Source organism: Pseudomonas sp. 14P5.3.2, assembly GCF_057799175.1.
The window spans coordinates 1-23,640 of sequence record NZ_JBYOKU010000051.1; the positions used below are offsets into that span (position 1 = coordinate 1).

Here is a 23,640-nt window from a genome sequence, read left to right on the forward strand (position 1 = left end):
CCCCCCCCCCCCCCCCCCCCCCCAAACCCCGCTCCCACAGGGGAAGTGTGTTGGGCTCAGTGGCCGAGCAATTCGACGAGGGCCAACGCGCCCTTCTGCAGCGGCTGGCTCTTGAGCCACACCGCGTGCACCGGCAGCACCAGGCCATTCTCGATGTTGCGGAAATTCAGTCGCTTCAAGCGCCCGCTGTCCAGCCACGGCTGCACCACCGACAACGGAAAATTGCCCCAGCCCAGCCCCGCCTCGACCATCTCCAGCGCCGCCTCCAGGGTGTCGGTGCGCCAGTGCGATTCGGCCACCAGCGGTCGGGTCTCGCTGATCGGCAAATCGCGGCTGGCGACGACGATCTGCCGCACATGCACCAGGTCTTCGAGAAACAGATCCTGCCCCTGCAACAACGGACTGTCCGCCGCCAGCGTGGCGATCATCCGTTCGCTGCCGACAAACTGAAAACGCTCCAGTACGTTCATGCTCAACCCGGCAAACGCCAGACAGACGCTGACGCGACCACTGTGCAGCAGCGCCAGCACGTCGTCCTGCGGTGCGGTCAGCACTTCGATATCGAGCAGCGGATGGCGCTCGGCAATCACCTTGATCGCGGCGAGCAAACGGCGCCGGTCGATATCCGCCACCACGCCAATCGACAACTTGCTCTCCAGCCCCAGCGACAACTCCACCGCGTGCACCTGCAGTTGCTTGAGCTGCTCGGCGATCAGCCGCGCATGCGGCACCAGTGACAGCGCCATCGCGGTCGGTTGGGGTTCGCGATGGCTGCGGTCGAACAAGGGATAGCCAAGCTCCGCCTCCAGATTGCCGATGCCCATGCTGACTGCCGAAGGTACCCGGCCCAAAGCGCGGGCAGCAGCGGAGAACGAGCCACGCTCGATCACCGCCAGAAACAGTTCGATGCTGTCGCTGTTGAAATTCACTTCACCTACCTATCACCAAAACTGAAAGCTGCTGACTTTTTCTGTCACGTCTATTGAAGCTATCTTTCGCCGTCTTCGCCAGCCCCGCTGGCCAACACGTTGCAAGAAAGAGGCAAATCCCCATGCAAGGCGTCAAACGCAAACTGGTCTACGTGTCGCTCTACGAAGTGATCGGCATGACCTTCTCGGCCCTCGGTCTGGCGCTGTTGTCCGGCACTTCGCCCGGCAGCACAGGCCCGCTGGCGGTGATCATCACCACCATCGCGGTGACCTGGAATTTCATCTACACCTCGCTGTTCGAGCACTGGGAAAGCCGCCAGAAGTCGCGCACCCGCACGGTCAAACGGCGCATCGCCCACGCCGTGGGTTTTCAACTGACGCTGATCGTGTTCCTGATTCCGCTGATCGCCTGGTGGATGAACATCAGTCTGGTGCAGGCATTCCTGCTGGATCTGGCATTGATCATCTTCATCCCGTGCTACACGTTTGCCTTCAACTGGCTGTTCGATCGCCTCTTCGGCTTGCCGGCCTCAGCGCTGCCCGATTCGGCCGCTGCGGCATAAATCGTTAATTCGCAAGTAGTTATTGCAAAAAATCGGCGGTATTCCCGGGAAAACCGCCGATATTCACAACCCATCCACTCCGGTAGCAGGCTAAGCTTTTCCATCAATAAAAAATGGATCAGCCGATGACTGCTCATGCCCCCGCCGCCGCGCAACGCGACGGCATCGACCCGATACGCGCCGCCGAGATTTCCGCCCGCATCGACCGCCTCCCTGCCGTCGCCACGATCTGGCGTCTGGTGGCGCTGTTGTCGATCGGCGGCTTCTTCGAACTCTACGACCTGTTCCAGACCGCCTACATCAGCCCAGGGCTGATCCGCGACGGGATCTTTGCCACCGGCAATCAGGGCGTGTTCGGTTTCTCCGATCAGGCGGCCTTCGCTTCCGCGACCTTCCTCGGCCTGTTCCTCGGCGCGAGCCTGCTCAGTCCGTTGGCTGACCGTTTCGGCCGCCGCGCAATCTTCACTTTTGCGCTGGTCTGGTACACGGTGGCCACGGTGCTGATGGGCGTTCAAAGCTCGGCGCTGGGCATTATCTGCATGCGTTTTCTGGTGGGCATCGGCCTCGGGATCGAGCTGGTGACCATCGACGCCTACCTCTCGGAGCTGGTGCCCAAACGCATGCGCAGTTCGGCGTTTGCCTTCGCGTTTTTCGTGCAGTTTCTCTCGGTGCCGGCGGTGGCACTCATGTCCTGGTGGCTGGTGCCGCAGGCGCCGTTCGGTGTGTCCGGCTGGCGTTGGGTGGTGTTGGCGAGTGCGGTGTTTGCGCTGTTCATCTGGTGGCTGCGCAAGCGTCTGCCAGAGTCGCCGCGCTGGCTGGCGCAGCATGGGCGGTTCGATGAAGCGAACAGAATTCTCGACAACATCGAAACACGCTGCGAGAAGGATCACCGCCAACCGCTGGATGCCCCCGAAGCCGTCCCGGTGGATGTCGAAGGCAAGGGTCGTTTCGCCGATATCTGGCAACCACCGTATCGCCGTCGGGCACTGATGCTGATCGTCTTTCACGTGTTCCAGGCGATCGGTTTCTTCGGTTTCGGCAACTGGTTGCCGGCGCTGCTTTCCGGCCAGGGCGTCAGCGTCACCCACAGCCTGATGTACGCGTTCATCATCACCCTCGCCTACCCGCTCGGGCCGTTGCTGTTCGTGAAATTTGCCAACCGTTTCGAGAACAAATGGCAGATCGTCGGCTCGGCCCTCGGCGCGATGACCTTCGGCACTTTGTTCGCATTGCAGACCAGCGCCTTCGGCCTGATCTTCTGCGGGGTGATGATCACCTTTTGCAATGCGTGGCTGAGCTTCAGTTATCACTCGTACCAGAGCGAACTGTTCCCGACCAACATCCGCGCCCGGGCGGTGGGCTTCTGTTATTCGTTCAGTCGCTTGTCGACGGTGTTCAGCAGCCTGTTGATCGGGCTGTTCCTCGACCACTTCGGCACGCCCGGGGTGCTCGCATTCATCGTCAGCAGCATGCTGATCGTGATGCTGACCATCGGCTGGTTCGGCCCGCGCACGCGCAATCTGGCGCTGGAAAACATTGCCCATCGCTGACGGCCGCACGGTCATCCTCTGCCGCCTGACGGCAAGGGATGACCGCTTTGTTGCGCATGCCAGAGCAGCAACTCATTGAAATAGCGGAATTTGCTGCAAAGGCACGGTAATTGCTCGGATACGCCCGTCAGCAATTATCCAAAGGTCTCCATCATGATGTTGGTCAGTGCCAAACAGCAGCAGCTCATCCACCTGCCCAAGCGGCTGGCGGAAGACGCGACCACGACCGCCGCTGCCGGTCTGCAAAGCGGCCTGCACGGCGCCATGCTGCAATCGCTGCAGAATCAGACCCAGTCGCAAGCCACCGATGCGACTTCAACGGTGCAGGATTCGGCCACGCAGATCGCCTCTCAGCAAGTGGCCGCCGCCACGCGCATCAGCGATAACGTCGACGAAGCCTTCGCCAAGACCCGCGTCGGCCTGCAAACCACCGACGCCACGGCTGCCGGCAGCACTACCGGCACCTCGGCCACCGACGCGTTCAAGGACTACATGAGCAAGTCGCCGGAACAGCGTCTGCGCGACAGTGTCCTTCAGAGCATGGGCCTCACCGAAGACGACATCAAAGCCATGCCACCGGAGAAGCAGCAGGCCATCGGCAAGGAGATCGCCGAGCGTCTGCAGGACAAGATGAAACTGGCGCAGTCGGACAAAGAAAACAGCAATGACGTCAAGGACAGCGACAAACTGGCGAACACGTTTCTCGCTTCGCTGTGATCTGAAAGTTGCTTAGAAACCAATGTAGGAGTGAGCCTGCTCGCGATTGCGATACATCAGTTACTTATCCAGTGACTGACGTATCGCAATCGCGAGCAGGCTCACTCCTACAGTTGTTGATGGGTGTCAGTTCAGTTGCAACGTATCGTTGAACTGGCTGATCGCATCCACCACATGCCGTGATCCCTGCTGGATCTCCAGAATCACCTCCCCCGCCTCATTCGCCAGTTCCACACCCAGCCCGGTGCGGCTCAGGCTCGACTGCATGCTCGACACCGCACTCAGCGAGAGATCATGGTTTTTGCGCACCACTTCAACAATCTCCAGGGTCGCCTGACTGGTGCGTGCCGCGAGGCTGCGTACCTCGTCCGCCACCACCGCAAACCCGCGCCCGTGCTCACCGGCCCGGGCCGCTTCGATCGCGGCGTTGAGCGCCAGCAGATTGGTCTGATCGGCGATCCCGCGAATGGTCTGGACGATGCTGCCGATGATGTCCGACTGTTTGCTCACCGCATCGATGCTCAGCGCCGCTTCGTTGAGGTCGCGGGAAATGTCCTGAATGATCTGCACGGTTTGCTGCACCACCTGTGAGCCTTTTTGCGCGCAGGCGTCGTTTTGTACCGAAGTGCTGTGGGCCGATTCCGCGGCGTTCTGCAAGGTAGTCATCTGCTGGGTGATGTCGCTGGCGAACTTCACCACTTTGTACAAACGGCCCTTGGTGTCGAACAGCGGGTTGTACGAGGCTTCGAGATAAACCATCTGCCCGGACTTGTTCTTGCGTTCGAAACGGTGCGAGTGATATTCGCCGCGATTGAGCGACGCCCAGAATGCCTTGTATTGCGCCGACTCGGATTCGGCACGGTGGCAGAACATACTGTGGTGGTGGCCGACGATTTCGTTGAGCGAGTACTGCATCGTTTTCAGAAAGTTGTCATTGGCGGTAATCACGTTGCCTTCCGGGGTGAACTCGATCACCGCCATCGAACGGCTGATCGCCGCCAGCATGCTTTCTTCTTCGTGCTCTTTGTTGACCCGGGCGGTGATGTCCGAGGCCACCTTGATCACACTTCGAACCTGTTTGTCGGAGCCATAAACCGGCATGTAACTGGCTTCGAGCCAGATTTCCCTGCCGCTCTTGTTCAAGCGCAGGAACGTGCCGCTGATCGGTTCACCCCGGGCCAGATCGCGCCACAACTTTGCGTATTCCTCGCTGCGGTAAAACGCTTCTTCGCAAAAGATCCGATGATGTTTGCCGCGCACTTCCTCGGCGCTGTAACCCATGGTCTTGCAGAAGTTTTCGTTGGCATCCAGAACAATGCCCTCGGGGGTAAATTCGATCATCGCCATCGAACGGCTGATCGCTTCGAGCTTGGCGTTGGCTTCGGTCAAGGCGCAGCTGAAACGCTCGATTTCCTGCAGGTCAGCCTTGTGATGTAGGTTGAACATGGTTGTATCACCTTCCGCGCGGTCTTTTGATTTGATGAAAGTCAGGTCTTTCAGAATCCACCACTACGTTCCACAGAACAGGCACACGCATTCCTCCACGGGAGGAAGTTGTCAGGTGATAAATGACGTTCAATCGGAGTGTCCATGCCGCGACGCTCTAATCAAGACATCCTTCTCTTGATAGCCCGCGAGCGGGCCAGCCCTAACGTGTCGAAGAACTTCCATTTAATGATTGCTCCTTGTTGTTACAGATCGGTGCCTTGATTGCGCACTCTGACAGGCTAATCAGCGGCGGCCGGGGTTGGCCGACACAGTTAGTTACAGGAGAGCATAGACAGCGCAATACCGCGCGCAAGGCCATTAGTCGGCCAGTATCTGGCACTTTTTGCACAAGAATCGGTTCAGCGCCCGGACGTCATCAGCGGATTGGCAACCAGATCCAGCAATGCCTGCACCGCCGCCGATGCGGCCTGTCCCGGGGGTAATACCAGTGAAAATACCCGTTCGATACGTGGCTGCAAGGCAATCACGCGCAAGCCCTGACGATCGGCCGGCAAGGTCATTTCCGGCACCAGCGTCACGCCGAGGTTTTCCCGCACCAACGTGAAGGCGCTGCTCCATTCGCGCACCTCGACCCGCACGTCCTGCAACTGCAACCCGGCTTCGGCGGCGAGGCTGCGGGCGTTGGTCGAGCAACCACCAGTGGCCAGCACAAAAGGCAGCGCCGTCAGTTCTTGCAGGCTGACGCCCTGCTCGGTTCCTCGCAGCGCCAGCGGATGCCCTGCCGGCACCACCGCTACCCATTCATCCCGACCCAATGGCCCGGCGTTACGCTCGGGTGCCGGGTTGAGCACCACGCCAACATCCACCAGACCGGCCGCGAGCAGGGTTTCGACCTCATCGTCGCTGACCTCCAGCGCCACCACTTCGATCCCCGGATACAGCCGATTGAACTGGCGCAGCAGCGGCGGCAGAAAACTCGCCAGCACCATGGGGAAACTCGCCAGGCGAATCGTCCCGCGCAACATCGGGCGTACGCTGTCGACAGTCTGGCGAATGGTCTCCAGTGCACCGAGCATCAGCCGCGCCTGTTCGATCACCGGCAAGCCAATGGCGGTGGGCAAGGTCTGGCGACTTTCGCGGCTGAACAGCTGCACGCCGAGGGTTTCCTCCATCAGCGCCAAAGCCTGGCTGGCGCCGGACTGGGTCATGCCGACCCGCTCGGCCGCGCGGGTGATGTTGCCGTGATCCGCCACGGCGACCACCAGCCGCCAATGCATCAGGTTCATCATGCCAGTAGCTGTCCTTATGGCAGGTTTCTGAAAGATTAATTTTACCGAGAGTGCGGCGCACTATGACACTGGCGCCAAATCCTCACCAGAGAGCTGCAGATGAAGCTGTATTACGCCCCGCAAGCCTGTTCGCTGGCGCCGCACATTGTGTTGCGCGAACTGAAGCTGCCCTTCGTGCTGATCCGCGTCGACAACCGCAGCAAGCGCACGGCCAGCGGCGAAGACTTTCTTGCGATCAACCCCAAGGGTTACGTCGCGGCACTGCAACTGGACAACGGCGCGGTACTGACCGAGGGGGCGGTGATCCTGCAGTATCTGGCGGATCTGCAACCGCAATCAGGGCTGGCTCCGGCGCCCGGCAGTTTCGAACGGCTGCGTTTGCAGGAGTGGTTGAATTTCATTTCGAGCGAGATTCACGGCGGCTTCGGCGCACTGTTCGATGAGCGTCTGCCGGCCGAACCGATCAAGGAGAAGTTGTTCAAGCGTTTTGCCGTGTTGGTCGCGGTGCTGGAGCAGCAGGAGTATCTGCTGCCGAGCGGTTTTAGCGTCGCGGATGCGTTGTTGTTTGTGGTGCTTCGCTGGGCCGGGTTGTTCGGGATCGAGTTGGGGCAGTGGCCGGCGCTGGCGCGGTTTCAGGCGCGGATTGAGCGGCGGCCGACCGTGATCGCGGCGTTGGCGGCGGAAGCGGTGTAGGCCTTTAGATCATTCGCGAGCAAGCCCGCTCCCACACTGGATTCGGGCAAGCCACAGACCCAGTGTGGGAGCGAGCTTGCTCGCGAAGGCGTCCGTTCAAACAACGCAGATCAACCGGCAGAAACTCAAAGCCCCGCCGTCACCTTGCTCGCCACCTCCCCCGGCACCCACGCCTTCCACACCTGCGGCTGATCGCGCAAAAACGCTTCGGCGACCTGCCGCGGTGGCTGGCGCTTTTCGCTCATTCCGGCCAGGGTCTGGTTCAGCAGATCGATCGGCAAATCGACTTTCTCGAAGAACGACACCAGTTCCGGATACTGCGCCTTGAACGGTGCCGACACGCCAATCGCCAGGCTTGCGGGCATCGAGCGAGTGCCCTTGGGATTCGGGTTGTTGGCATCGGCCAGGGTCTTCCAGGCTTCGGCATCGAACGGCGGTTCTTCGAGCTTCACCAGTTTGAATCGACCGAGCAGCGGCGTCGGCGACCAGTAGTAGAACAGCACCGGTTTGCCGCGTTTTATCGACGATGCCACCTCGGCATCCAGCGCCGCGCCGGAGCCGGTGCGGAAGTTGACGTAGCTGTCGGTCAGCGCATAGGCCTTGAGTTTCTGGCTGTTGACGATCTCCGAAGTCCAGCCGGTCGGGCTGTTGAGGAAACGTCCGCGGCTCGGGTCTTCCGGGTCGCGGAACACGTCCTTGTAGCGCGGCAGATCGGCCACCGATTTCAGCTCCGGGGCCAACGGTTTGATCCCGCGTTCGGGATCGCCCTTGATCACGTATTCCGGCACCCACCAGCCCTCGGTCGCGCCTTTGACGGTATCGCCGAGGCCGAAGACCTTGCCTTCATTGGCCGCCTTGACCCACGCCGGACTGCGCCCGGCCCATTCCTCGCCGATCACCTGAATGTCGTTTTTCGCCAGCGCCGCTTCCAGGCTGACGGTGCTGCCCGGCAGCGTATCGGTCGGGTAGCCGTAGCCTTTTTCGACGATCAGGCGCAGCACTTCGGTGATGAAACTGCCGCTCTCCCAAGTGATGTCACCGAAGTGGATCGGTGCGGTTTTTTCCGCCGCCGAAACAGCGCCGACGCTCAGGCTCAGCGCCAGTAACGAACGGCCGAGCAGGGTTTTGATCGATCTCATGCGGACCTCTTGTCTGTCAGGATTTGGTTGGCGCTGTGGCGGTCGCACAGGGCCTGGGAGCGGGTCATGTAAACGCTGACCGAACGTTGCGAGATGCCCAGTTCGGCGGCGATTTGCGGGTAGGTCAGGCCATCGATCCGCGCCAGCAGAAAGGTCGAGCGGACTTTGCCCGGCAGGCGTTGCAGGCTGTGATCGAGGCGCTTGAGGGTCTGGCTCAGTTGGGCGATTTCTTCAGGCGAGATAGCGACCTCGACGTCGATCTGCTGCGCATGCCGGCGCTCCAGAGCCGCCCGGCGCCAGCGCTGATAAAGCAAGCGCTGAGCAATCGTGGTGAGCATCGCGCGCGGTTCGCGTATCGCCGTGATGCTGGGCGCCTGAAGCAATTGCGCGAAGGTTTCGGCAGCGATGTCTTCCGCGCCGGCGGCGTCGTGCAGCTGCCGGCGCAGGTGAGTGCAAAGCCAGCGGTAGTGGGCGCGGAACAGAGCGTCGAGATGATTGCGATGAGCGGTGTCGGCGCCGGACATAAGGGCTCCTGGGTAAGGGTCGCTGAATGTCCGGTGATCCGGTGGCGCGATCCTAGCAAGGCGACTTATGCATTAATAATATTTATATTTCATTTTTATATTCTTTTTGGAGATATAAGAGCAACAGATCGCAGCCTTCGGCAGCTCCTACAATTGGAAAGCGTTCAACCTGTAGGAGCTGCCGAAGGCTGCGATCTTTAGCGCAAGCGGCCATAGCCCAATTCTTCAGCCTCACGCAGATAGTCGAGCACAACCCGATAATCGCTTTCACTGGCCGGCAGCACCTCAGGCAATCCCAACGTCTGCGCCACATCCGGCAACTCACGCAACGCCTGATTCATAACCCGGCGCAACTGTTCGATCTGCTCATCAGTAGCGGTAGCGACCGTGATAAACGGCAACGTCGGGCTCAACGCACTGCGCGCCACAACCCGCAAACCGCTGACTTCTTCCGGCGCATGCTGAGCGAGATAGGCGTAGGTCACGCTGTCGATAGCCGCCAGATCGGCTTGACCGTCCCGCAACCAGCGCAAGCTCTCGCGGTGTGCGCCACTGATGCCGACCGAGGCGAAAAACTGCCCGTCGCGCTGCAGCGGCGCCAGGCGCTGACGCAACAGGTTCATGCCGCTGTTGGAGTCGTCACTGTTGATCACCCCACGACTGCCACAAAAATCCGCCAGGGTTTCGCGCGAATCGTCAGCACGGCTGAGAATCAGGCTGCAATGATTGCCGGCAGTGGCGTCGGGCAATTCGTAGCGCGGGCGACCGACGATGCGTACTTGACCGCGCAGCAGGGTCATCAAGGGATAGCCGCAGGTTTGGGTCAGCAGCAGATCAGGCGATAACCACAGCGCTGGGAGCGACAGGCTTGCGGCGTTCAAGCGGGAGTGGCCGAGGTGTTCGAGGATGCGGGAAATCCAGCGTTCGTTGGCCAAGCGGATGGGCTCGGGGGCGGTGTACATCAGCAGTTCGAGATGGTGTTGGGTCATACACGTTATTTCCCTGCAAATACTTACCCCTGTGGGAGCGGCGGTGCGACGATTCGACTTGCTCGCGAAAGCGGTGTGTCAGACACCAGACATGTCACTGTTCTACCGCTTTCGCGAGCAAGCCCGCTCCCACAGGGGTTTTGTGGTGTTTTTGAGATTAGTGGAAGGGATGCTGCGGACTGTCGATCGGTCTGAACCCGTGCTGCCGCCACAACTGCCCATAACCCTGCACCAGAAACCCGCCACTGCGCGCCACCCATTGCTCGCGGCGCATGCGGTAGGCCTGGGGCAAGTCATACCACGCCAGCCCCGGCAGGTCGTGGTGCACCAGATGAAAATTCAGATTCAGAAACAGCCAGCGCCACGGCCAGCCGGCCTCGTTGAGCACTGTGCGCTGTTCCGGTTGTGCATGCGGACGGTGTTCATAGTAGGAACGGATCATCGCGATCGACAGTGCCGGTACGCTGATCAGCAACAGGTAATGCCAGACCGGCAGCACGCTGTAGCGGGCGATGAACCACAACATCAGTAGAGTCATGGCTCCGTGGGTCAGCCACATGAGCCAGGCCTGACGCTCGCGGTTTTTCAGACGTTGCAGTTCTTCGGCGGCCAGCGCGATCAATCCCAGCGGTGCACCAATGATGAAGCGGCCGATTACGGTTTTATTCAGCCAGTGCAGGCTGCGTTCGAACAGCGAACTGCCCTGCCAGCGTGCTGCCGTGAGGTAGCGACTTTCCGGATCAATGCCGGGCACGGTCAGGTCTTCATCGCGGTGATGCAGCAGGTGGCTGTCGCGGTAGAGCGTGTACGGATACCACACCGCAAACGGCGCATAACCGAGGATTTTATTGAAAAGCACCGAGCGCGTCGGATGCCCATGCAGCAATTCATGCTGCACCGACAGCCACAGCACCAGCAACGGAATCAGCAACAAGGTGCTCAAGCCGCGACCCAGCCAGGCGCTATTGAGGATGATGGTGAACCAGCCGCCATACACGCCGATCAACAGCAGCCACGTCGGCCACTCGGTGCGGGCGGTGAAGCGCTGGCGCAGGGTTTCGATCTGCTGGCGATGGTCGGCGTCGAAGTAATTCGGCATGGCGTGGCTCGGAACGGGAATCTTCCCCTTCTGTGCAACGAAGCCGAGCAATCTTGCAGATTATTTTTGCGTTGAAACGGGAGCCCGGCGGACGAGCTCCCGAAGGACGGGATCAATGACCGAAAATATCGACCTTCTTGGCTTTCTTCTCTGCACGCTTTTCAATCGCCGTCTTCACCGGTTTCTTCTTCGCGGCTTTCTTTGAATCCATACCTTTGGACATGATGCGTACTCCACTCACAGGGATGTAGGCTCAGGTATACACCTATCGCGCGGCGCGCGTTCTTTTATAATCGGCGCTTTGCCCGCCGCCAGTCCGATCCCATGCCCGATACCCGCTACGTCCTGCTCGACGAGCCTTTGTGGCCGTTGATGAACAAGTTTTACCGCAGCCACCAATCGTCGATGAAAGCGGTGCGCGATGCGCAGTTATGGGTGGCCCGTCGTGAGGACATCGTTGCCGCATTGTGCTTGCGGCCGGTGGCGGGCGGACATTGGTTGACCGGGTTGTTTGTTGATCCGGGTTGCCGCGAGCAAGGGATTGCCGGGCAGTTGATCGCGGCGGCGGTGAAGGATTTGCAGCAGCCGGTGTGGCTGTTCTGTCATCCGGACTTGCGCGGGTTTTACGAGCGGCGTGGTTTCAGCTTCGATCCTGCCCTGCCCTTCGCACTGGCCGAACGGTTGAGCCGGTATGCGCGGAGCAAGCCGATGATTGCGATGGGGCTGGAACCATAAAAATCAATTGTGGGAGCGGGCTTGCTCGCGAAGGCGTCGTGTCAGTCGCTGCATCAATTGACTGATACGACGCCTTCGCGAGCAAGCCCGCTCCCACATTGGGATAGAGGTGTTCTCAGGATCAGTCGTCGGCTGCGGGATCGAGATCCGGGAACATCACTTCGGTAAAGCCGAACTTGCTGAAATCGGTAATCCGCGACGGATACAAGCGGCCGATCAGGTGATCGCACTCGTGCTGCACCACCCGCGCATGAAAGCCCGACGCCACGCGCACGATCGGTTCGCCCTTGGGATCGAACCCTTCGTAGCGAATCTGCTGATAGCGATCCACCGCGCCACGCAGGCCGGGTACCGACAGGCAGCCTTCGAAGCCCTCTTCCGTCAGCGGACTCAATGGTGTGATCAGCGGATTGATCAGAATCGTCTGCGGCACTGCTTCGGCGTCCGGGTAGCGTTCGCTGTGCTCGAAACCGAAGATCACCAGTTGCAGGTCGACGCCGATCTGCGGCGCGGCCAGGCCGACGCCACCGACACTTTCCATGGTCTGGAACATGTCATCGATCAGTTGCCACAGCTCGGGGCTGTCGAACATTTCCGGGGGCACCGGCGGAGCGATGCGCAGCAGGCGTTCATCGCCCATTTTCAGGATTTCACGGATCATGATCAGACTTCGTCGGTATTCGGTTTCAGCGACTGGTCGCGCCCAAGCCCTGAAACGTGTTGTTTGGGATGTTCATCGAGTTCGCCGGGGACTTTCTCGCCCTCGTTCTTGCCCTCGCTGGACATGTGTTCGATCACCGCGTTCATCTCCGCCCCAAGTAGCAGCACGGCGGCGGAAATATAGAAATACAGCAACAGCACGATGATCGCCCCGATGCTGCCATACATCGCGTTGTAGTTGGCGAAGGTTTTGACGTAGAACGCGAACCCCAACGAGGCCACGATCCACACCACCACCGCTAGCACCGAGCCTGGGGTGATGAAGCGGAATTCCTGTTTGACGTCGGGCATCACGTAGTAGATCAGGGCCACGGCAACCATCATCAGAATCACGATCACTGGCCAGCGGGCAATCGTCCACACGGTGACAATGAAATCTTCAAGGCCCACCTGCGCGGCAATCCAGCCCATCACTTGCGGCCCGAGCACCATCAGTGCGGCCGCCACCAGCAACATGCCGGCAATGCCGACGGTGTAGAACACCGACAGCGGAAAACGCTTCCAGATCGGCCGGCCCTCGACCACGTCGTAAGCGGCGTTCATCGCGCTCATCATCAGCCGCACGCCGGCAGATGCCGTGTACAGGGCGATGACGATACCGATCGAGAGCAAGCCGCCCTTGGACTGCTGCAGCTGATCGATGACCGGGTTGACCTGTTCCAGCGCCTGCGGTGGCAGCACCAGTTCCGATTGCAGACGCAACCAGGTGAAGAAGTCCGGCAGGTGCAGGAAACCGATCAGGGCAATCAGGAACAGAATGAACGGGAACAGCGAGAACAGCATCTGGTAGGCCAGTGCCGAGGCGTAGGTCGACATCTCGTCATCGATGAATTCAGTCACCGTGCGCACCATCACCCGGTGCAGTGGCAGACCTTTCATGTCCGGAAAAATCATTCGCGTCTCCTTTCGCCGCATTACAGGTTGAAGTCGTGGCGACTCAGGGGCGGTTTTTTACATCAAGGTAGCTCACTTGGCGACCCTTGGTGGCTCGCGCAAGCTTTTGACACAAGAACGGCCATCCCTGGATGGCCGCTCGTGTGTTGCGTTCAAGGCTGGATTACGCCTTGTCGACACCTTTTTTGATGGCGTCTTTGGCTTTGCCGACTGCTTGCTGGGCTTCGCCTTTTTTCTCTTGAACCTTGCCTTCGGCTTGCAGCTTGGTGTTGTCGGTGGCTTTACCGACGCCTTGCTTGACGTTGCCGACAGCTTCGTTGGCCATGCCTTTTACTTTATCGCCTGTGCTACTCATGGTGTTTCTCCTTGGTGCAATTAGGGGGAAAAGTCAGTACGTAATGATTGACCGGGCAGGTTTGCCACGAGTTTCATTTATTTTTGCTGTTCATTTCGTCGTGCAATGCAGGTTGGGCTTTATGTTTGCCCTTCAAGCCCCGAGAATGCGCACCTATGGGCGCCGCGCGCCAACGATCAGATCCCGCAGGAATGTTATGAAACTCGATAAAAAGCAGGCCATTGCCCGTCGCAACCAGGAACTGGGCGGCGCTGTGCTCGGCACCAACAACTGTCACTTCGCCGAACTGAACCGCAACCGCAACATCTGGTGGTTCGACCTGCCGGTCTCGCGCCTGGCCGTCGGTCAATACGAGTGGATTCACCTGCTGATGCACACTCCGGCCACCGACGAACTGCTGCACCTGAAAGTGCCGACGGTGTTCCTGCGGGAAAAGCTCGAAGGTCTGGTGATTCGCAACGAAGGCAAGCGCAAGGCCGCGTTGAGCCTGGAATTGAGTGCGGACAAGGATTCGTACCTGCAGGACATGCGTCCGACGGGGACCAACGTGAACTTCGCGCCGTTCCGCCAGTAATCGAAAAGCTTCGCGAGCAAGCCCGCTCCCACATTTGACTGTATTCCAACTGGAGGAACGCAGTTGAATGTGGGAGCGGGCTTGCTCGCGAAGGCGGCATCACATTCACTACAAATCCACCACCTACTTCAATAAAAAGCCCCGCATCGGCGGGGCTTTTTGTTTTATGCGGCGGACTTGGCCTTGATCTTCTTCAGCTCTTCGTCACGCAATTCGCGGCGCAGGATCTTGCCGACGTTGGTGGTCGGCAGCGCATCGCGGAATTCCACCGAGCGCGGCACCTTGTAACCGGTGACGTTGGCGCGCATGTGCTCCATCACGGTTTCCTTGGTCAGGGTCACACCCGGTTTGGCCACGATGAAAATCTTGATCGCCTCGCCCGACTTCTCGTCCGGCACGCCGATGGCCGCGCACTGCAACACGCCCGGCAGGGTTGCCAGCACGTCTTCCAGCTCGTTCGGGTAAACGTTGAAACCGGAGACCAGGATCATGTCTTTCTTGCGATCGACAATGCGCATGTAGCCATCGGGCTGGATCAGCGCGATGTCACCGGTCTTCAGCCAGCCTTCGCTGTCGAGGATCTCGTCGGTGGCTTCCTGACGCTGCCAGTAGCCCTTCATCACTTGCGGGCCCTTGACGCACAGCTCGCCGATTTCGCCCATTGGCTGCTCGACACCGGCATCGTCGATGACTTTGCACAGGGTTGACGGCACCGGAATGCCGATGGTGCCGATCTGGATGTTCTGGATCGGGTTGACCGTGGCCACCGGACTGGTTTCGGTCATGCCGTAACCTTCGCAGATCGAGCAACCGGTCACCGCTTTCCAGCGCTCGGCCGCGGCCAGTTGCAGGGCCATGCCGCCGGACAGGGTGACTTTCAGATTGGAGAAATCCAGCTTGCGGAAACCTTCGTTGTTGCACAGCGCGACGAACAGCGTGTTGAGGCCGACGAAACCGCTGAACTTCCACTTCGACAGTTCCTTGACCATCGCCGGCAGGTCGCGCGGGTTGCTGATCAGGATGTTGTGGTTGCCGATCAGCATCATCGCCATGCAATGGAAGGTGAACGCATAGATGTGGTACAGCGGCAGCGGGGTGATCAGGATCTCGCAGCCTTCATTGAGGTTGGAGCCCATCAGCGCCTTGCACTGCAGCATGTTGGCGACGAGGTTGCGATGGGTGAGCATCGCGCCCTTGGCCACGCCGGTGGTGCCGCCGGTGTATTGCAGCACCGCGACATCACCGCTGTGCGGGTTGGCTTCGGCCACCGGCTGGCCCTGGCCCTTGCTCAGCACGTCGTTGAACTTGACGGCTTTGGGCAGGTGATAGGCCGGCACCATTTTCTTCACGTACTTGATCACGCTGTTGATCAGCAGGCGCTTGACCGGCGGCAGCAGGTCGGCGACTTCGGTGACGATGACGTGTTTGACGCCGGTTTTCGGCACCACGGCTTCCGCCAGGTGTGCCATGTTGGCCAGGCAGACCAGTGCTTTGGCGCCGGAGTCATTGAATTGGTGTTCCATTTCCCGCGCGGTGTACAGCGGGTTGGTGTTGACCACGATCAGCCCGGCGCGGATCGCACCGAAGACGGCGACCGGGTACTGCAGAACGTTGGGCAGTTGCACGGCGATTCGATCACCGGGCTGCAAGTCGGTATGCTGTTGCAGATACGCGGCAAATGCACCGGACAATTCGTACAGTTCACCGTAGGTGATTGTCTTGCCCAGGTTGCTGAAAGCCGGTTTGTTGGCGAAGCGTTGGCAGGATTGCTTCAACACTGCCTGAATATTCGGGTACTCGTCTGGATTGATGTCGGCAGCAATTCCAGCCGGGTATTTATCCTTCCAAAAGTCTTCGATCATGGAAGCCCACTCCTCAGCAACGCGAATTCTTCACCGCATTTGATGCGATTATTATTGGTGTGTGTTTTGTATTGGTGAATCTGGCTTTCATACAGGCCGAGAAGTCACAAAGCGCGCCGAGAGTAGCAGCTTTGCCGAGGGCCGACTAGAGCCAAAAGCGGCCTTCATGGTCACTTTAATGACTCAAGACTTTCTAACAGTCATTTTAGAGCAAAAATCCTATACCAGCCTGAAAGCCCCGGTTTTCCGGGACTTCACCGCCCAAAAAGCATCGCGGGCAAGCCCGCTCCCAAAAGGTTGATGGAGACCCCTGTGGGAGCGTGGCTTGCCCGCGATCCGCGCAACGCGCGGCCATTCACCGATCAGGCGATATCGCGCAACTCCCGCCGCAGAATCTTCCCGACCGGCGTCATCGGCAACGACTCACGCAGTACGATGTGTTTCGGCACTTTGTAAGCGGTGAAATTCTCTTTGCAGTACGCCTTCAGTTCCTCGAGGCTGATCCCGGTTTCCCGCGCCACCACAAACAGTTTCACCGCCTCGCCCGAACGCTCGTCCGGCACGCCGATCACCGCGCAGTTGGCGACTTTCGGGTGGGCCATGACCACATCTTCGATCTCGTTGGGGTACACGTTGAAACCGGAGACGATGATCATGTCCTTCTTGCGGTCGACGATGCGCACGAACCCGTCCGGGTCGATCACCGCGATATCACCGGACTTGAACCAGCCCTCGGCATCCAGCACTTCGGCAGTGGCTTCGGGTTTGTGCCAGTAGCCTTTCATGATCTGCGGGCCTTTGATGCACAACTCGCCGCGCTCACCCATCGGCTGCTCGACACCCTCATCATCGATGACTTTCAGCAGCGTACCCGGCACCGGCAGACCGACCGTGCCCAGGCGCGACTGGTCGCCATACGGGTTGGTGCAGGCCACCGGCGAGGTTTCGGTCAGGCCGTAACCTTCGGTGATGCGGCAACCGGTGATCTGCTCCCAGCGCTCGGCGGTGGCCTTGACCAGCGCAGTACCGCCGGAGTTGGTCAGCTTGAGGCTGGAGAAGTCCAGGGTCTTGAAGTCCGGGTGATCCATCAGCGCGACGAACAACGTATTCAGGCCGAGCAACGCCGAGAAACGCCAGTTCTTCAGCTCCTTGATGAAACCTGCGATGTCTCGCGGATTGGTGATCAGCACGTTGTGGTTGCCCGACACCATCATGCACATGCAATTCGCGGTGAAGGCATAGATGTGGTACAGCGGCAGCGGCGCCACCATCACCTCCTGCCCTTCGCGCAGCAGTGGCTGACCGTCAGGCCCCAGTTGCGCAAGACACGCGCGCACCTGCTGCATGTTCGCCACGAGGTTGCCGTGGGTCAGCATCGCGCCCTTGGCCAGGCCGGTGGTGCCGCCGGTGTATTGCAACACGGCGATGTCGTCGAGACCGACTTTCAGCGGCTTGATCCCCAGACCACGGCCCAGGCGCAGCGCACTCTTGAACGAGATGGCCTGGGGCAGCGAATAGGCCGGGACCATTTTCTTCACTTTGCTGACCACGGTGTTGACCAGCCAGCCCTTGGCGGTGGGCATCAGGTCGCCCATCTTCGCTTCGATCAGGTATTGAATGTCAGTGTCCGGCAGCACTTCCTGAACCTTCTGCCCGAACATGTTCAGGTACACCAGCGCGCGGGCACCGGAGTCCTTGAACTGGTGGCGCATCTCGCGCGCGGTGTACAGCGGGTTGGTATTGACTACGATCAGCCCGGCGCGCAAGGCACCAAACACGGCAATCGGATACTGCAGCACATTGGGCATCTGCACCGCGATGCGATCCCCCGGCACCAGATCGGTGTGGGCTTGCAGGTAACCGGCGAATGCCGCGCTTTGGCGCTCGAGTTCCGCGTAGGTCAGGGTCACGCCCATGTTGCTGAAGGCCGGACGGTCCGCGAACTTCTTGCAGGAACGCTCAAACACCTCGATCACCGACTTGAACTCGCCCATGTCGATGTCCAGTGGTACGCCGGCGGGGCGTTTGTCATTCCAGAAATCAGGTTGCATTGTTCTTGTCCTCTTTACCTGAATCGTTCCGGGAGCCGCTTTTCTGTGGTTTCGCGCAGCCCCCTAAAGGGCAGAAAGCAAAAAGCGGAGCTTCACGGACACTAGCAGCTATGGCCAGTGAGGCAAATATGGGCGTAGTCGTCATTGATCGTATGAATCTTCCTGCCGTGGCGTGAGCTGATCGGACGCGCTATACAATGCTACGACTGCGGGCCGTTACCGCTAGATAAAAGGAATTGCCATGATCCACCACGCCTTCTGGCTGGACGCGAGTGACCGCAGCCGCCTGTACGTCAACCAGTGGCTGCCATCCGCGCCATTGAAAGCGGTGATCCTGCTGGCCCACGGCATGGCCGAACACAGTGCTCGCTATGAACGGCTGGCGAATGCGTTCTGTGAACAAGGCTACGGTGTGTACGCCCCGGATCTGCGCGGCCATGGCAAAACCGCCGAACACGGGACGCTCGGGCATTTCGCCGATGACGACGGCTGGTGCAAGGTGATTGGCGATCTGGCCAGCCTCAATCAGCATATCGGCCAGCAGCATCCCGACGTGCCGATCATTCTGCTCGGGCACAGCATGGGCAGCTACATCGCTCAGGGTTACCTGCTGCATCACAGCGCCAGCCTGCACGGGGCGATTCTCAGCGGTTCGAATTTCCAGCCAGTGGCGTTGTACGGTGCGGCGCGGCAGATCGCCCGTTTCGAGAAACTGCGTCAGGGTGGCAAGGGTCGCAGTGCGCTGATCGAATGGTTGTCGTTCGGTTCGTTCAACAAAAAATTCAAACCGGCGCGCACGCCGTTCGACTGGCTGAGCCGCGACCCGGTCGAGGTCGACAAGTACGTCGCCGATCCGCTGTGCGGCTTTCGCTGCACCAATCAGTTATGGATCGACTTGCTCGGTGGCTTGCAGCAGATCAGCAAAGCGTCCAATCTCGCCCAGATCGACCCGGGCCTGCCGCTGCTGGTAATCGGCGGTGAATGTGATCCGGTGAGCGAAGGCAAGCGTCTGACAGATCTGGCCGAGGCGTTGCGCTCGGCCGGCAGCCAGAACCTGCAACTGCAGATCTACCCGCAGGCGCGGCACGAATTGTTCAATGAAACCAATCGCGACGAAGTGATTGCCGATGTGCTGGCCTGGATCAAACAGGCCTTGAGCCATCGTCGCCCTCAACGCAGCGAATAATTTTTTGTGGATTCACTTTAATCCGTCACAGGAATCAAGACCGATGACCCAGGTTACCAACATCCCTTACGAAGCCCTCGAAGTCGGCCAGACCGCCAGCTATAGCAAGACCGTCGAAGAGCGCGACATTCAGCTGTTCGCCGCGATGTCGGGCGACCACAACCCGGTGCACCTGGATGCCGAGTTCGCCGCCGCCAGCATGTTCAAGGAGCGTATCGCCCACGGCATGTTCAGCGGTGCGCTGATCAGCGCTGCCGTGGCGTGCGAACTGCCTGGGCCCGGCACCATCTACATCGGTCAGCAGATGAGCTTTCAGAAGCCAGTGAAAATTGGCGACACCCTGACCGTGCGCCTGGAAATCCTCGAGAAGCTGCCGAAGTTTCGCGTGCGCATCGCCACTCGCGTGTTCAACCAGCGTGATGAACTGGTAGTGGATGGCGAGGCCGAAATTCTGGCGCCGCGTAAACAACAGACCGTGACCCTGCCGACTCTGCCGGCGATCAGCATCGGCTGATCATCAGGTACACAAAAAACAAAAGTGGGAGCGGGCTTGCTCGCGAAGCGGTTATGTCAGCAACATCATCGTTGCATGACACAGCGCTTTCGCGAGCAAGCCCGCTCCCACAGTTTTTTCAGCGTGGCTTACGAACGAGCGCGAGCCTGGTTACGCAGGGCTTTCACCTGGTCGTGATTGCGTTGTACGCCGTGGTACTGACGCTCGACCAGGTCACGAATACCCACGAGGCTGTGCTTGTTGATTTTCTCGATGGCTTCACGATAAGCCTTCAGCGCATGGTCTTCACCGCGCTCGGCTTCGTTGAGCACCGCTTCTTCGTCTTTGCCGGTGAACATGGCTTTGACGTCGACCCAGCGACGGTGCAGGTCACCGCTGACGCTGGTAGAAGTTTCCGGATCACCGCCCAGTTTACGTACTTCAGCCTGCAGTTCAGCGGCGGCAGTCGCGCAATCGGCAGAACGGGTCACGAACAGGGTTTTCAGTTCTGGATGCTTGATGTCTTCAGCGCAAGTCTTGAACCCTTCCTGACCGTCTTTGCAGGTTTCGATCAGGTCGTTCAGTACAGAGATGGCTTCTTTATTCATGTCAGTCATTTTTCAATTCCTTGCGGTTGGTTGAAGATGCAAGGGTTATTGCAGTGTGCGTGCCAGCTTTTTCAAAAATAAATATCACTTAAAAATCAATAACTTAAAGATAGTTGAACTATCTGTATCACGGTTATTTGCATGAACTGTCATTTGGCCTGCATGCAGAATGCCTGTATTTTCCAGACTGTTTCGAACCCAGATGATTGCCACTGATGAATCCTGAAAAGCTTGAACTACTGATCACCCGTGAAATGCCCTTCGGCAAGTACAAGGGCCGGATCATTGCCGACCTGCCAGGGCCTTATCTGAACTGGTTTGCCCGCGAAGGCTTTCCTCACGGCGAACTCGGCGGACTGCTGGCGCTGATGCAGGAAATCGACCATAACGGCCTGTCGGACCTGCTCGAACCGCTACGCGCCAAACACGGCAAACCTGCCCCGCGCCACTGAAGCGCCCTCCTCCTAGAGCCTCGACCATGCCTGACAACACCCGCCGCGCCCGTGACGAAGCTTTCTGGCAAACCTTCGCCGATCGCTACGAAGCGCAAACCGGCCCGCTGAACCTGGAGAACGGTTACTTCGGACGCATGTCGCGCACGGTGATCGAGGACTACCAGCGCAACATCGAAATGATCAACACCAGCAACTCGGTGTATGTGCGCCAACGTTTTGAACAGTACGACAGCCTCGACATCCGTGCGCAACTGGCCGAGTTGATCGGCGTGCGCGCGCAGAGCGTGGCCTTCACCCGCAACGCCAGCGATGCGCTGCAGTCGCTGATCCGTAATTACAATCGCCTGATACCCGGCGATCAGGTGCTGATCAGCGACCTGGAATACGACACCGTCAAAGGCGCCATGCGCTGGCTGGCGCGGCATCGCGGCGTCGATGTGATCGAGATCAACCATGCGCATCCGGCCAGTTTCGACAGTCTGCTGGACAGCTACCGCGAAACCTTCATCCGCTATCCGAAACTCAAGCTGATGGCCCTGACCCACGTCACCCACCGCACCGGGCTGGTGATGCCGGTGCAGGCCATCGCCGCGCTGGCGAAACAACATGGCGTGGACATCATCCTCGACGGCGCTCACGCCCTCGGCCAGATCGACTTCAATCTCGAAGCAATGGGCATCGCCTTCGCCGGCTTCAACCTGCACAAGTGGATCGGCGCACCGCTGACCCTGGGCTTTCTGTATATCGCGCCACAGCGGCTGGCCGACATCGACCCGGACATGGGCGAAATGCACTTCCCCGCCAGCGATATCCGCGCGCGCACGCCGTACAGCACGCCGAACATTCCGGCACTGATGACCCTGCCGCTGGTGTTCGAGGAGCACCGTTCACTCGGGGGCGCCGCAGCCAAAGGCGCACGGCTCAATTACCTGCGCAACCTGTGGGTCAGCGCGGTGCGCCACCTGCCTGGGATCGAGGTCATGACCCCGGACGATCCGCGCCTGTATTGCGGGATCACCTCGATGCGTTTCACTCGCCACGCCGATCAACAGGCAATGGTCGAGCGCCTGCTCAACGAGTACAACCTGTTCACTGTGGTGCGCAACGGCGCAGCGAGCGGGCCGAGCATCCGCATCACCCCGGGACTGACCACCACCGCCGATGACATGCAGTTGCTGACCCGCGCGCTCAACGAACTGCGCTGATCGCTCACACGGTGTACTTGTCGAAGTCCTCGGGTTTGATCTGCGACGAGGCGGCAAAGGTGTCGATGCCGATAGTCAGGTGGCCGAAGAAACCGTCCTCGTGAGAGTCTCGGCCGATCGGCCACACGGTCAGCGTCGAATCTTCGCCGCCCATGTTGCTGTAGTAGCTGTCATCGGCGTTGTTCAAGGGTGCCGAGGCACGCCCGCGATAGTCCCGGGCATTGAGCACCGAGCGTGACACCACTTCGGGGAAATACAGCTGGCCGACCCAGGCCACGTTGCGCTCCGCCAGATATTCAGTGCCGGCGACAATGCGCACTGCCACATGAATGTGCAGCGCTCGCCCGGCATAGAACCCCGGATAGATCGTGGTGAATCGCGCCCGTCCCTGTTGATCGCAGAACTGGCTGCCGCGCAGGTAGGTGTCATCGTCGGTACGCGGCACTGAGCCGATGGCATCGGAATCGACCTCCTGATCCGGATTGATCCGGCTCCAACCCGAATAGGCGCCCCGTGCATTGCAGTGCCAGATGTCCACCAGCGCCCCGCTCACCGGCTCGCCGGTCATCGCGTCGACGATGCTCAGGCGCAACAGCAAGGGCAGCCCTTCGGCGCCTTCGCTGATGTTGCGCCGCAGCAGTTTTGGATTGCGAAAATACGGCCCGGCGATCTGTTCGGGGGCCAACTGATAGATCGATGATGACGGTGCGGTTGAAGTATCTCGTTCCATGACGCGTTCTCTCTTCCATAAGAGAACGCAGATTAACGGCGCACGAGCGCCGCAGTGCGGTAACTATGTATCGCGCCATTTCTCGGGGCAAAAAAAAACGGTGCACCGACCAAGCGCACCGTAAAGCCGTAGAACACACAACGAAGTGTCAGGTAAAACGTTTAGTCCAGCAGCGCCAGGGCCTCGGCGGTGCATTCCTGAATGCGCGCCCAATCGCCGTTCTTGATCCACTCGGGATCGAGCATCCAGCTGCCGCCCACGCACATGACGTTTTTCAGCGCCATGTAACTCTTGATGTTGGCCGGGCCGACGCCACCGGTCGGGCAGAATTTCACTTCGCCGAACGGGCCGCCGAGGGCCTTGATGGCCGCCACGCCGCCGCTGACTTCCGCCGGGAACAGCTTGAAGCGGCGATAACCCAGGCCATAGCCTTCCATGATGCCGGAGGCGTTGCTGATGCCGGGCAACAGCGGAATCGGGCTGTCGACGCTGGCTTCGAGCAGGTCACGGGTGATGCCCGGGGTGACGATGAACTGCGAACCCGCCGCTTCCGCCGCCGCGAGCATGTTGCGATCCAGTACGGTGCCGGCACCGGTCACCAGCTCCGGACGCTGCTCACGCAGGATCTGAATCGCCTTGAGCCCGAACTGCGAGCGCAGGGTCACTTCCAGCGCGGTCAGGCCACCGGCGGCCAGCGCGTCGGCCAATGGCAGCACGTCCTGTTCACGGGCGATGGTGATCACTGGCAGGATCCGCGCCTTGGCGCAGAGGCTGTCGATCAGGGCAACTTTGTCCGCCATGGAAACGGTCGGGGATGGATTTTTCATAGCG

Annotated in this window: 25 protein-coding genes and 1 pseudogene; 10 read left to right on the forward strand and 16 right to left on the reverse strand. The window is 59.8% G+C overall.

All coding sequences use genetic code 11. The annotated features are described in order from the left end of the window. Positions 1–56: 56 nt before the first annotated feature. Positions 57–929 (reverse strand): LysR family transcriptional regulator, encoded by an 873-nt coding sequence (locus AC27VU_RS26840; protein ID WP_488725262.1) that lies wholly within the window; start codon positions 927–929, stop codon positions 57–59. Positions 930–1,051: 122 nt separating this feature from the next. Here AC27VU_RS26840 and AC27VU_RS26845 point away from each other — a divergent pair, with 122 nt between their 5' ends. The 3 genes from AC27VU_RS26845 (at position 1,052) to AC27VU_RS26855 (ending at position 3,759) form a co-directional block, all read left to right on the forward strand. After that, positions 1,052–1,492, forward strand: coding sequence for a PACE efflux transporter (locus AC27VU_RS26845; RefSeq protein ID WP_003227382.1), 441 nt, complete (start codon positions 1,052–1,054; stop codon positions 1,490–1,492). A 125-nt stretch (positions 1,493–1,617) separates the two neighbouring features. Further along, entirely contained in the window at positions 1,618–3,042 is a 1,425-nt protein-coding gene (locus tag AC27VU_RS26850; RefSeq protein WP_103486039.1) for an MFS transporter, read from the forward strand. A 156-nt stretch (positions 3,043–3,198) separates the two neighbouring features. Beyond that, the gene (locus tag AC27VU_RS26855) at positions 3,199–3,759 is read left to right on the forward strand and encodes a hypothetical protein (RefSeq protein ID WP_400497917.1); all 561 of its coding nucleotides are present in this window, start codon (positions 3,199–3,201) and stop codon (positions 3,757–3,759) included. 126 nt (positions 3,760–3,885) lie between these two features. On the opposite strand, the gene AC27VU_RS26860 is transcribed toward AC27VU_RS26855, so the two are convergent. From AC27VU_RS26860 to AC27VU_RS26870, 3 genes and pseudogenes are all read right to left on the reverse strand, one after another. Then, complete coding sequence (locus AC27VU_RS26860; RefSeq protein ID WP_400497918.1) at positions 3,886–4,425, reverse strand: methyl-accepting chemotaxis protein; 540 nt, start codon at positions 4,423–4,425, stop codon at positions 3,886–3,888. Between the two features lie 3 nt (positions 4,426–4,428). Next, positions 4,429–5,205: pseudogene (locus tag AC27VU_RS26865) on the reverse strand (PAS domain-containing protein); the annotation flags it as partial. 401 nt (positions 5,206–5,606) lie between these two features. Beyond that, entirely contained in the window at positions 5,607–6,497 is an 891-nt protein-coding gene (locus tag AC27VU_RS26870) for a LysR family transcriptional regulator (protein WP_488725263.1), read from the reverse strand. A gap of 99 nt (positions 6,498–6,596) precedes the next feature. Here AC27VU_RS26870 and gstA point away from each other — a divergent pair, with 99 nt between their 5' ends. Continuing rightward, positions 6,597–7,190 (forward strand): glutathione transferase GstA, encoded by a 594-nt coding sequence (gene gstA / locus AC27VU_RS26875; protein WP_488725264.1) that lies wholly within the window; start codon positions 6,597–6,599, stop codon positions 7,188–7,190. Positions 7,191–7,315: 125 nt separating this feature from the next. On the opposite strand, the gene AC27VU_RS26880 is transcribed toward gstA, so the two are convergent. The 4 genes from AC27VU_RS26880 to AC27VU_RS26895 form a co-directional block, all read right to left on the reverse strand. Continuing rightward, positions 7,316–8,329, reverse strand: coding sequence for an ABC transporter substrate-binding protein (locus AC27VU_RS26880; protein ID WP_003227391.1), 1,014 nt, complete (start codon positions 8,327–8,329; stop codon positions 7,316–7,318). Then, complete coding sequence (locus AC27VU_RS26885) at positions 8,326–8,853, reverse strand: sigma-70 family RNA polymerase sigma factor (protein ID WP_488725265.1); 528 nt, start codon at positions 8,851–8,853, stop codon at positions 8,326–8,328. Before AC27VU_RS26885 ends, AC27VU_RS26880 begins: the two co-directional genes overlap by 4 nt. A gap of 197 nt (positions 8,854–9,050) precedes the next feature. Then, positions 9,051–9,842 (reverse strand): phosphate/phosphite/phosphonate ABC transporter substrate-binding protein, encoded by a 792-nt coding sequence (locus AC27VU_RS26890; RefSeq protein WP_488725266.1) that lies wholly within the window; start codon positions 9,840–9,842, stop codon positions 9,051–9,053. Positions 9,843–9,999: 157 nt separating this feature from the next. Next, entirely contained in the window at positions 10,000–10,941 is a 942-nt protein-coding gene (locus tag AC27VU_RS26895) for a fatty acid desaturase (RefSeq protein ID WP_488725267.1), read from the reverse strand. 324 nt (positions 10,942–11,265) lie between these two features. On the opposite strand from AC27VU_RS26895, the gene AC27VU_RS26900 reads away from it, so the two are divergent. Beyond that, a complete protein-coding gene (locus AC27VU_RS26900; protein ID WP_488725268.1) occupies positions 11,266–11,676 on the forward strand; it encodes a GNAT family N-acetyltransferase in 411 nt (136 codons plus the stop codon). A gap of 121 nt (positions 11,677–11,797) precedes the next feature. On the opposite strand, the gene def is transcribed toward AC27VU_RS26900, so the two are convergent. From def to AC27VU_RS26915, 3 genes are all read right to left on the reverse strand, one after another. Beyond that, the gene (gene def / locus AC27VU_RS26905) at positions 11,798–12,337 is read right to left on the reverse strand and encodes a peptide deformylase (RefSeq protein ID WP_103522058.1); all 540 of its coding nucleotides are present in this window, start codon (positions 12,335–12,337) and stop codon (positions 11,798–11,800) included. Between the two features lie 2 nt (positions 12,338–12,339). Continuing rightward, entirely contained in the window at positions 12,340–13,290 is a 951-nt protein-coding gene (locus AC27VU_RS26910; protein WP_003227406.1) for a YihY/virulence factor BrkB family protein, read from the reverse strand. Between the two features lie 163 nt (positions 13,291–13,453). Further along, the gene (locus AC27VU_RS26915; protein WP_003227408.1) at positions 13,454–13,645 is read right to left on the reverse strand and encodes a CsbD family protein; all 192 of its coding nucleotides are present in this window, start codon (positions 13,643–13,645) and stop codon (positions 13,454–13,456) included. 196 nt (positions 13,646–13,841) lie between these two features. On the opposite strand from AC27VU_RS26915, the gene AC27VU_RS26920 reads away from it, so the two are divergent. Then, positions 13,842–14,219, forward strand: a complete 378-nt coding sequence (locus AC27VU_RS26920; protein WP_003227412.1) for a hypothetical protein — start codon at positions 13,842–13,844, stop codon at positions 14,217–14,219. Positions 14,220–14,383: 164 nt separating this feature from the next. Here AC27VU_RS26920 and fadD1 read toward each other — a convergent pair whose 3' ends face one another. Both fadD1 and fadD2 read right to left on the reverse strand, forming a co-directional pair. Next, positions 14,384–16,081 (reverse strand): long-chain-fatty-acid--CoA ligase FadD1, encoded by a 1,698-nt coding sequence (gene fadD1 / locus AC27VU_RS26925; RefSeq protein ID WP_226499555.1) that lies wholly within the window; start codon positions 16,079–16,081, stop codon positions 14,384–14,386. 362 nt (positions 16,082–16,443) lie between these two features. After that, complete coding sequence (gene fadD2, locus AC27VU_RS26930) at positions 16,444–18,132, reverse strand: long-chain-fatty-acid--CoA ligase FadD2 (RefSeq protein WP_488725269.1); 1,689 nt, start codon at positions 18,130–18,132, stop codon at positions 16,444–16,446. Between the two features lie 241 nt (positions 18,133–18,373). Here fadD2 and AC27VU_RS26935 point away from each other — a divergent pair, with 241 nt between their 5' ends. Both AC27VU_RS26935 and AC27VU_RS26940 read left to right on the forward strand, forming a co-directional pair. Then, complete coding sequence (locus AC27VU_RS26935; protein ID WP_488725270.1) at positions 18,374–19,318, forward strand: alpha/beta hydrolase; 945 nt, start codon at positions 18,374–18,376, stop codon at positions 19,316–19,318. Between the two features lie 43 nt (positions 19,319–19,361). Continuing rightward, complete coding sequence (locus AC27VU_RS26940) at positions 19,362–19,832, forward strand: MaoC family dehydratase (RefSeq protein ID WP_003227420.1); 471 nt, start codon at positions 19,362–19,364, stop codon at positions 19,830–19,832. Positions 19,833–19,960: 128 nt separating this feature from the next. Here AC27VU_RS26940 and AC27VU_RS26945 read toward each other — a convergent pair whose 3' ends face one another. Then, positions 19,961–20,428, reverse strand: coding sequence for a ferritin-like domain-containing protein (locus tag AC27VU_RS26945; protein ID WP_103522061.1), 468 nt, complete (start codon positions 20,426–20,428; stop codon positions 19,961–19,963). A 206-nt stretch (positions 20,429–20,634) separates the two neighbouring features. On the opposite strand from AC27VU_RS26945, the gene AC27VU_RS26950 reads away from it, so the two are divergent. Both AC27VU_RS26950 and AC27VU_RS26955 read left to right on the forward strand, forming a co-directional pair. Continuing rightward, a complete protein-coding gene (locus tag AC27VU_RS26950; RefSeq protein ID WP_003227425.1) occupies positions 20,635–20,871 on the forward strand; it encodes a DUF3820 family protein in 237 nt (78 codons plus the stop codon). 26 nt (positions 20,872–20,897) lie between these two features. Further along, positions 20,898–22,079 (forward strand): aminotransferase class V-fold PLP-dependent enzyme, encoded by a 1,182-nt coding sequence (locus tag AC27VU_RS26955; protein WP_003227427.1) that lies wholly within the window; start codon positions 20,898–20,900, stop codon positions 22,077–22,079. Between the two features lie 4 nt (positions 22,080–22,083). Here the strand turns inward: AC27VU_RS26955 and AC27VU_RS26960 are convergent, their stop codons facing one another. Together AC27VU_RS26960 and AC27VU_RS26965 are read right to left on the reverse strand one after the other, a co-directional pair. Continuing rightward, positions 22,084–22,809: an intradiol ring-cleavage dioxygenase gene (locus AC27VU_RS26960; protein WP_262142134.1), complete on the reverse strand. Its 726-nt coding sequence runs from the start codon at positions 22,807–22,809 to the stop codon at positions 22,084–22,086. 161 nt (positions 22,810–22,970) lie between these two features. Beyond that, positions 22,971–23,636: a bifunctional 4-hydroxy-2-oxoglutarate aldolase/2-dehydro-3-deoxy-phosphogluconate aldolase gene (locus tag AC27VU_RS26965; protein ID WP_003227433.1), complete on the reverse strand. Its 666-nt coding sequence runs from the start codon at positions 23,634–23,636 to the stop codon at positions 22,971–22,973. Positions 23,637–23,640 lie beyond the last annotated feature (4 nt).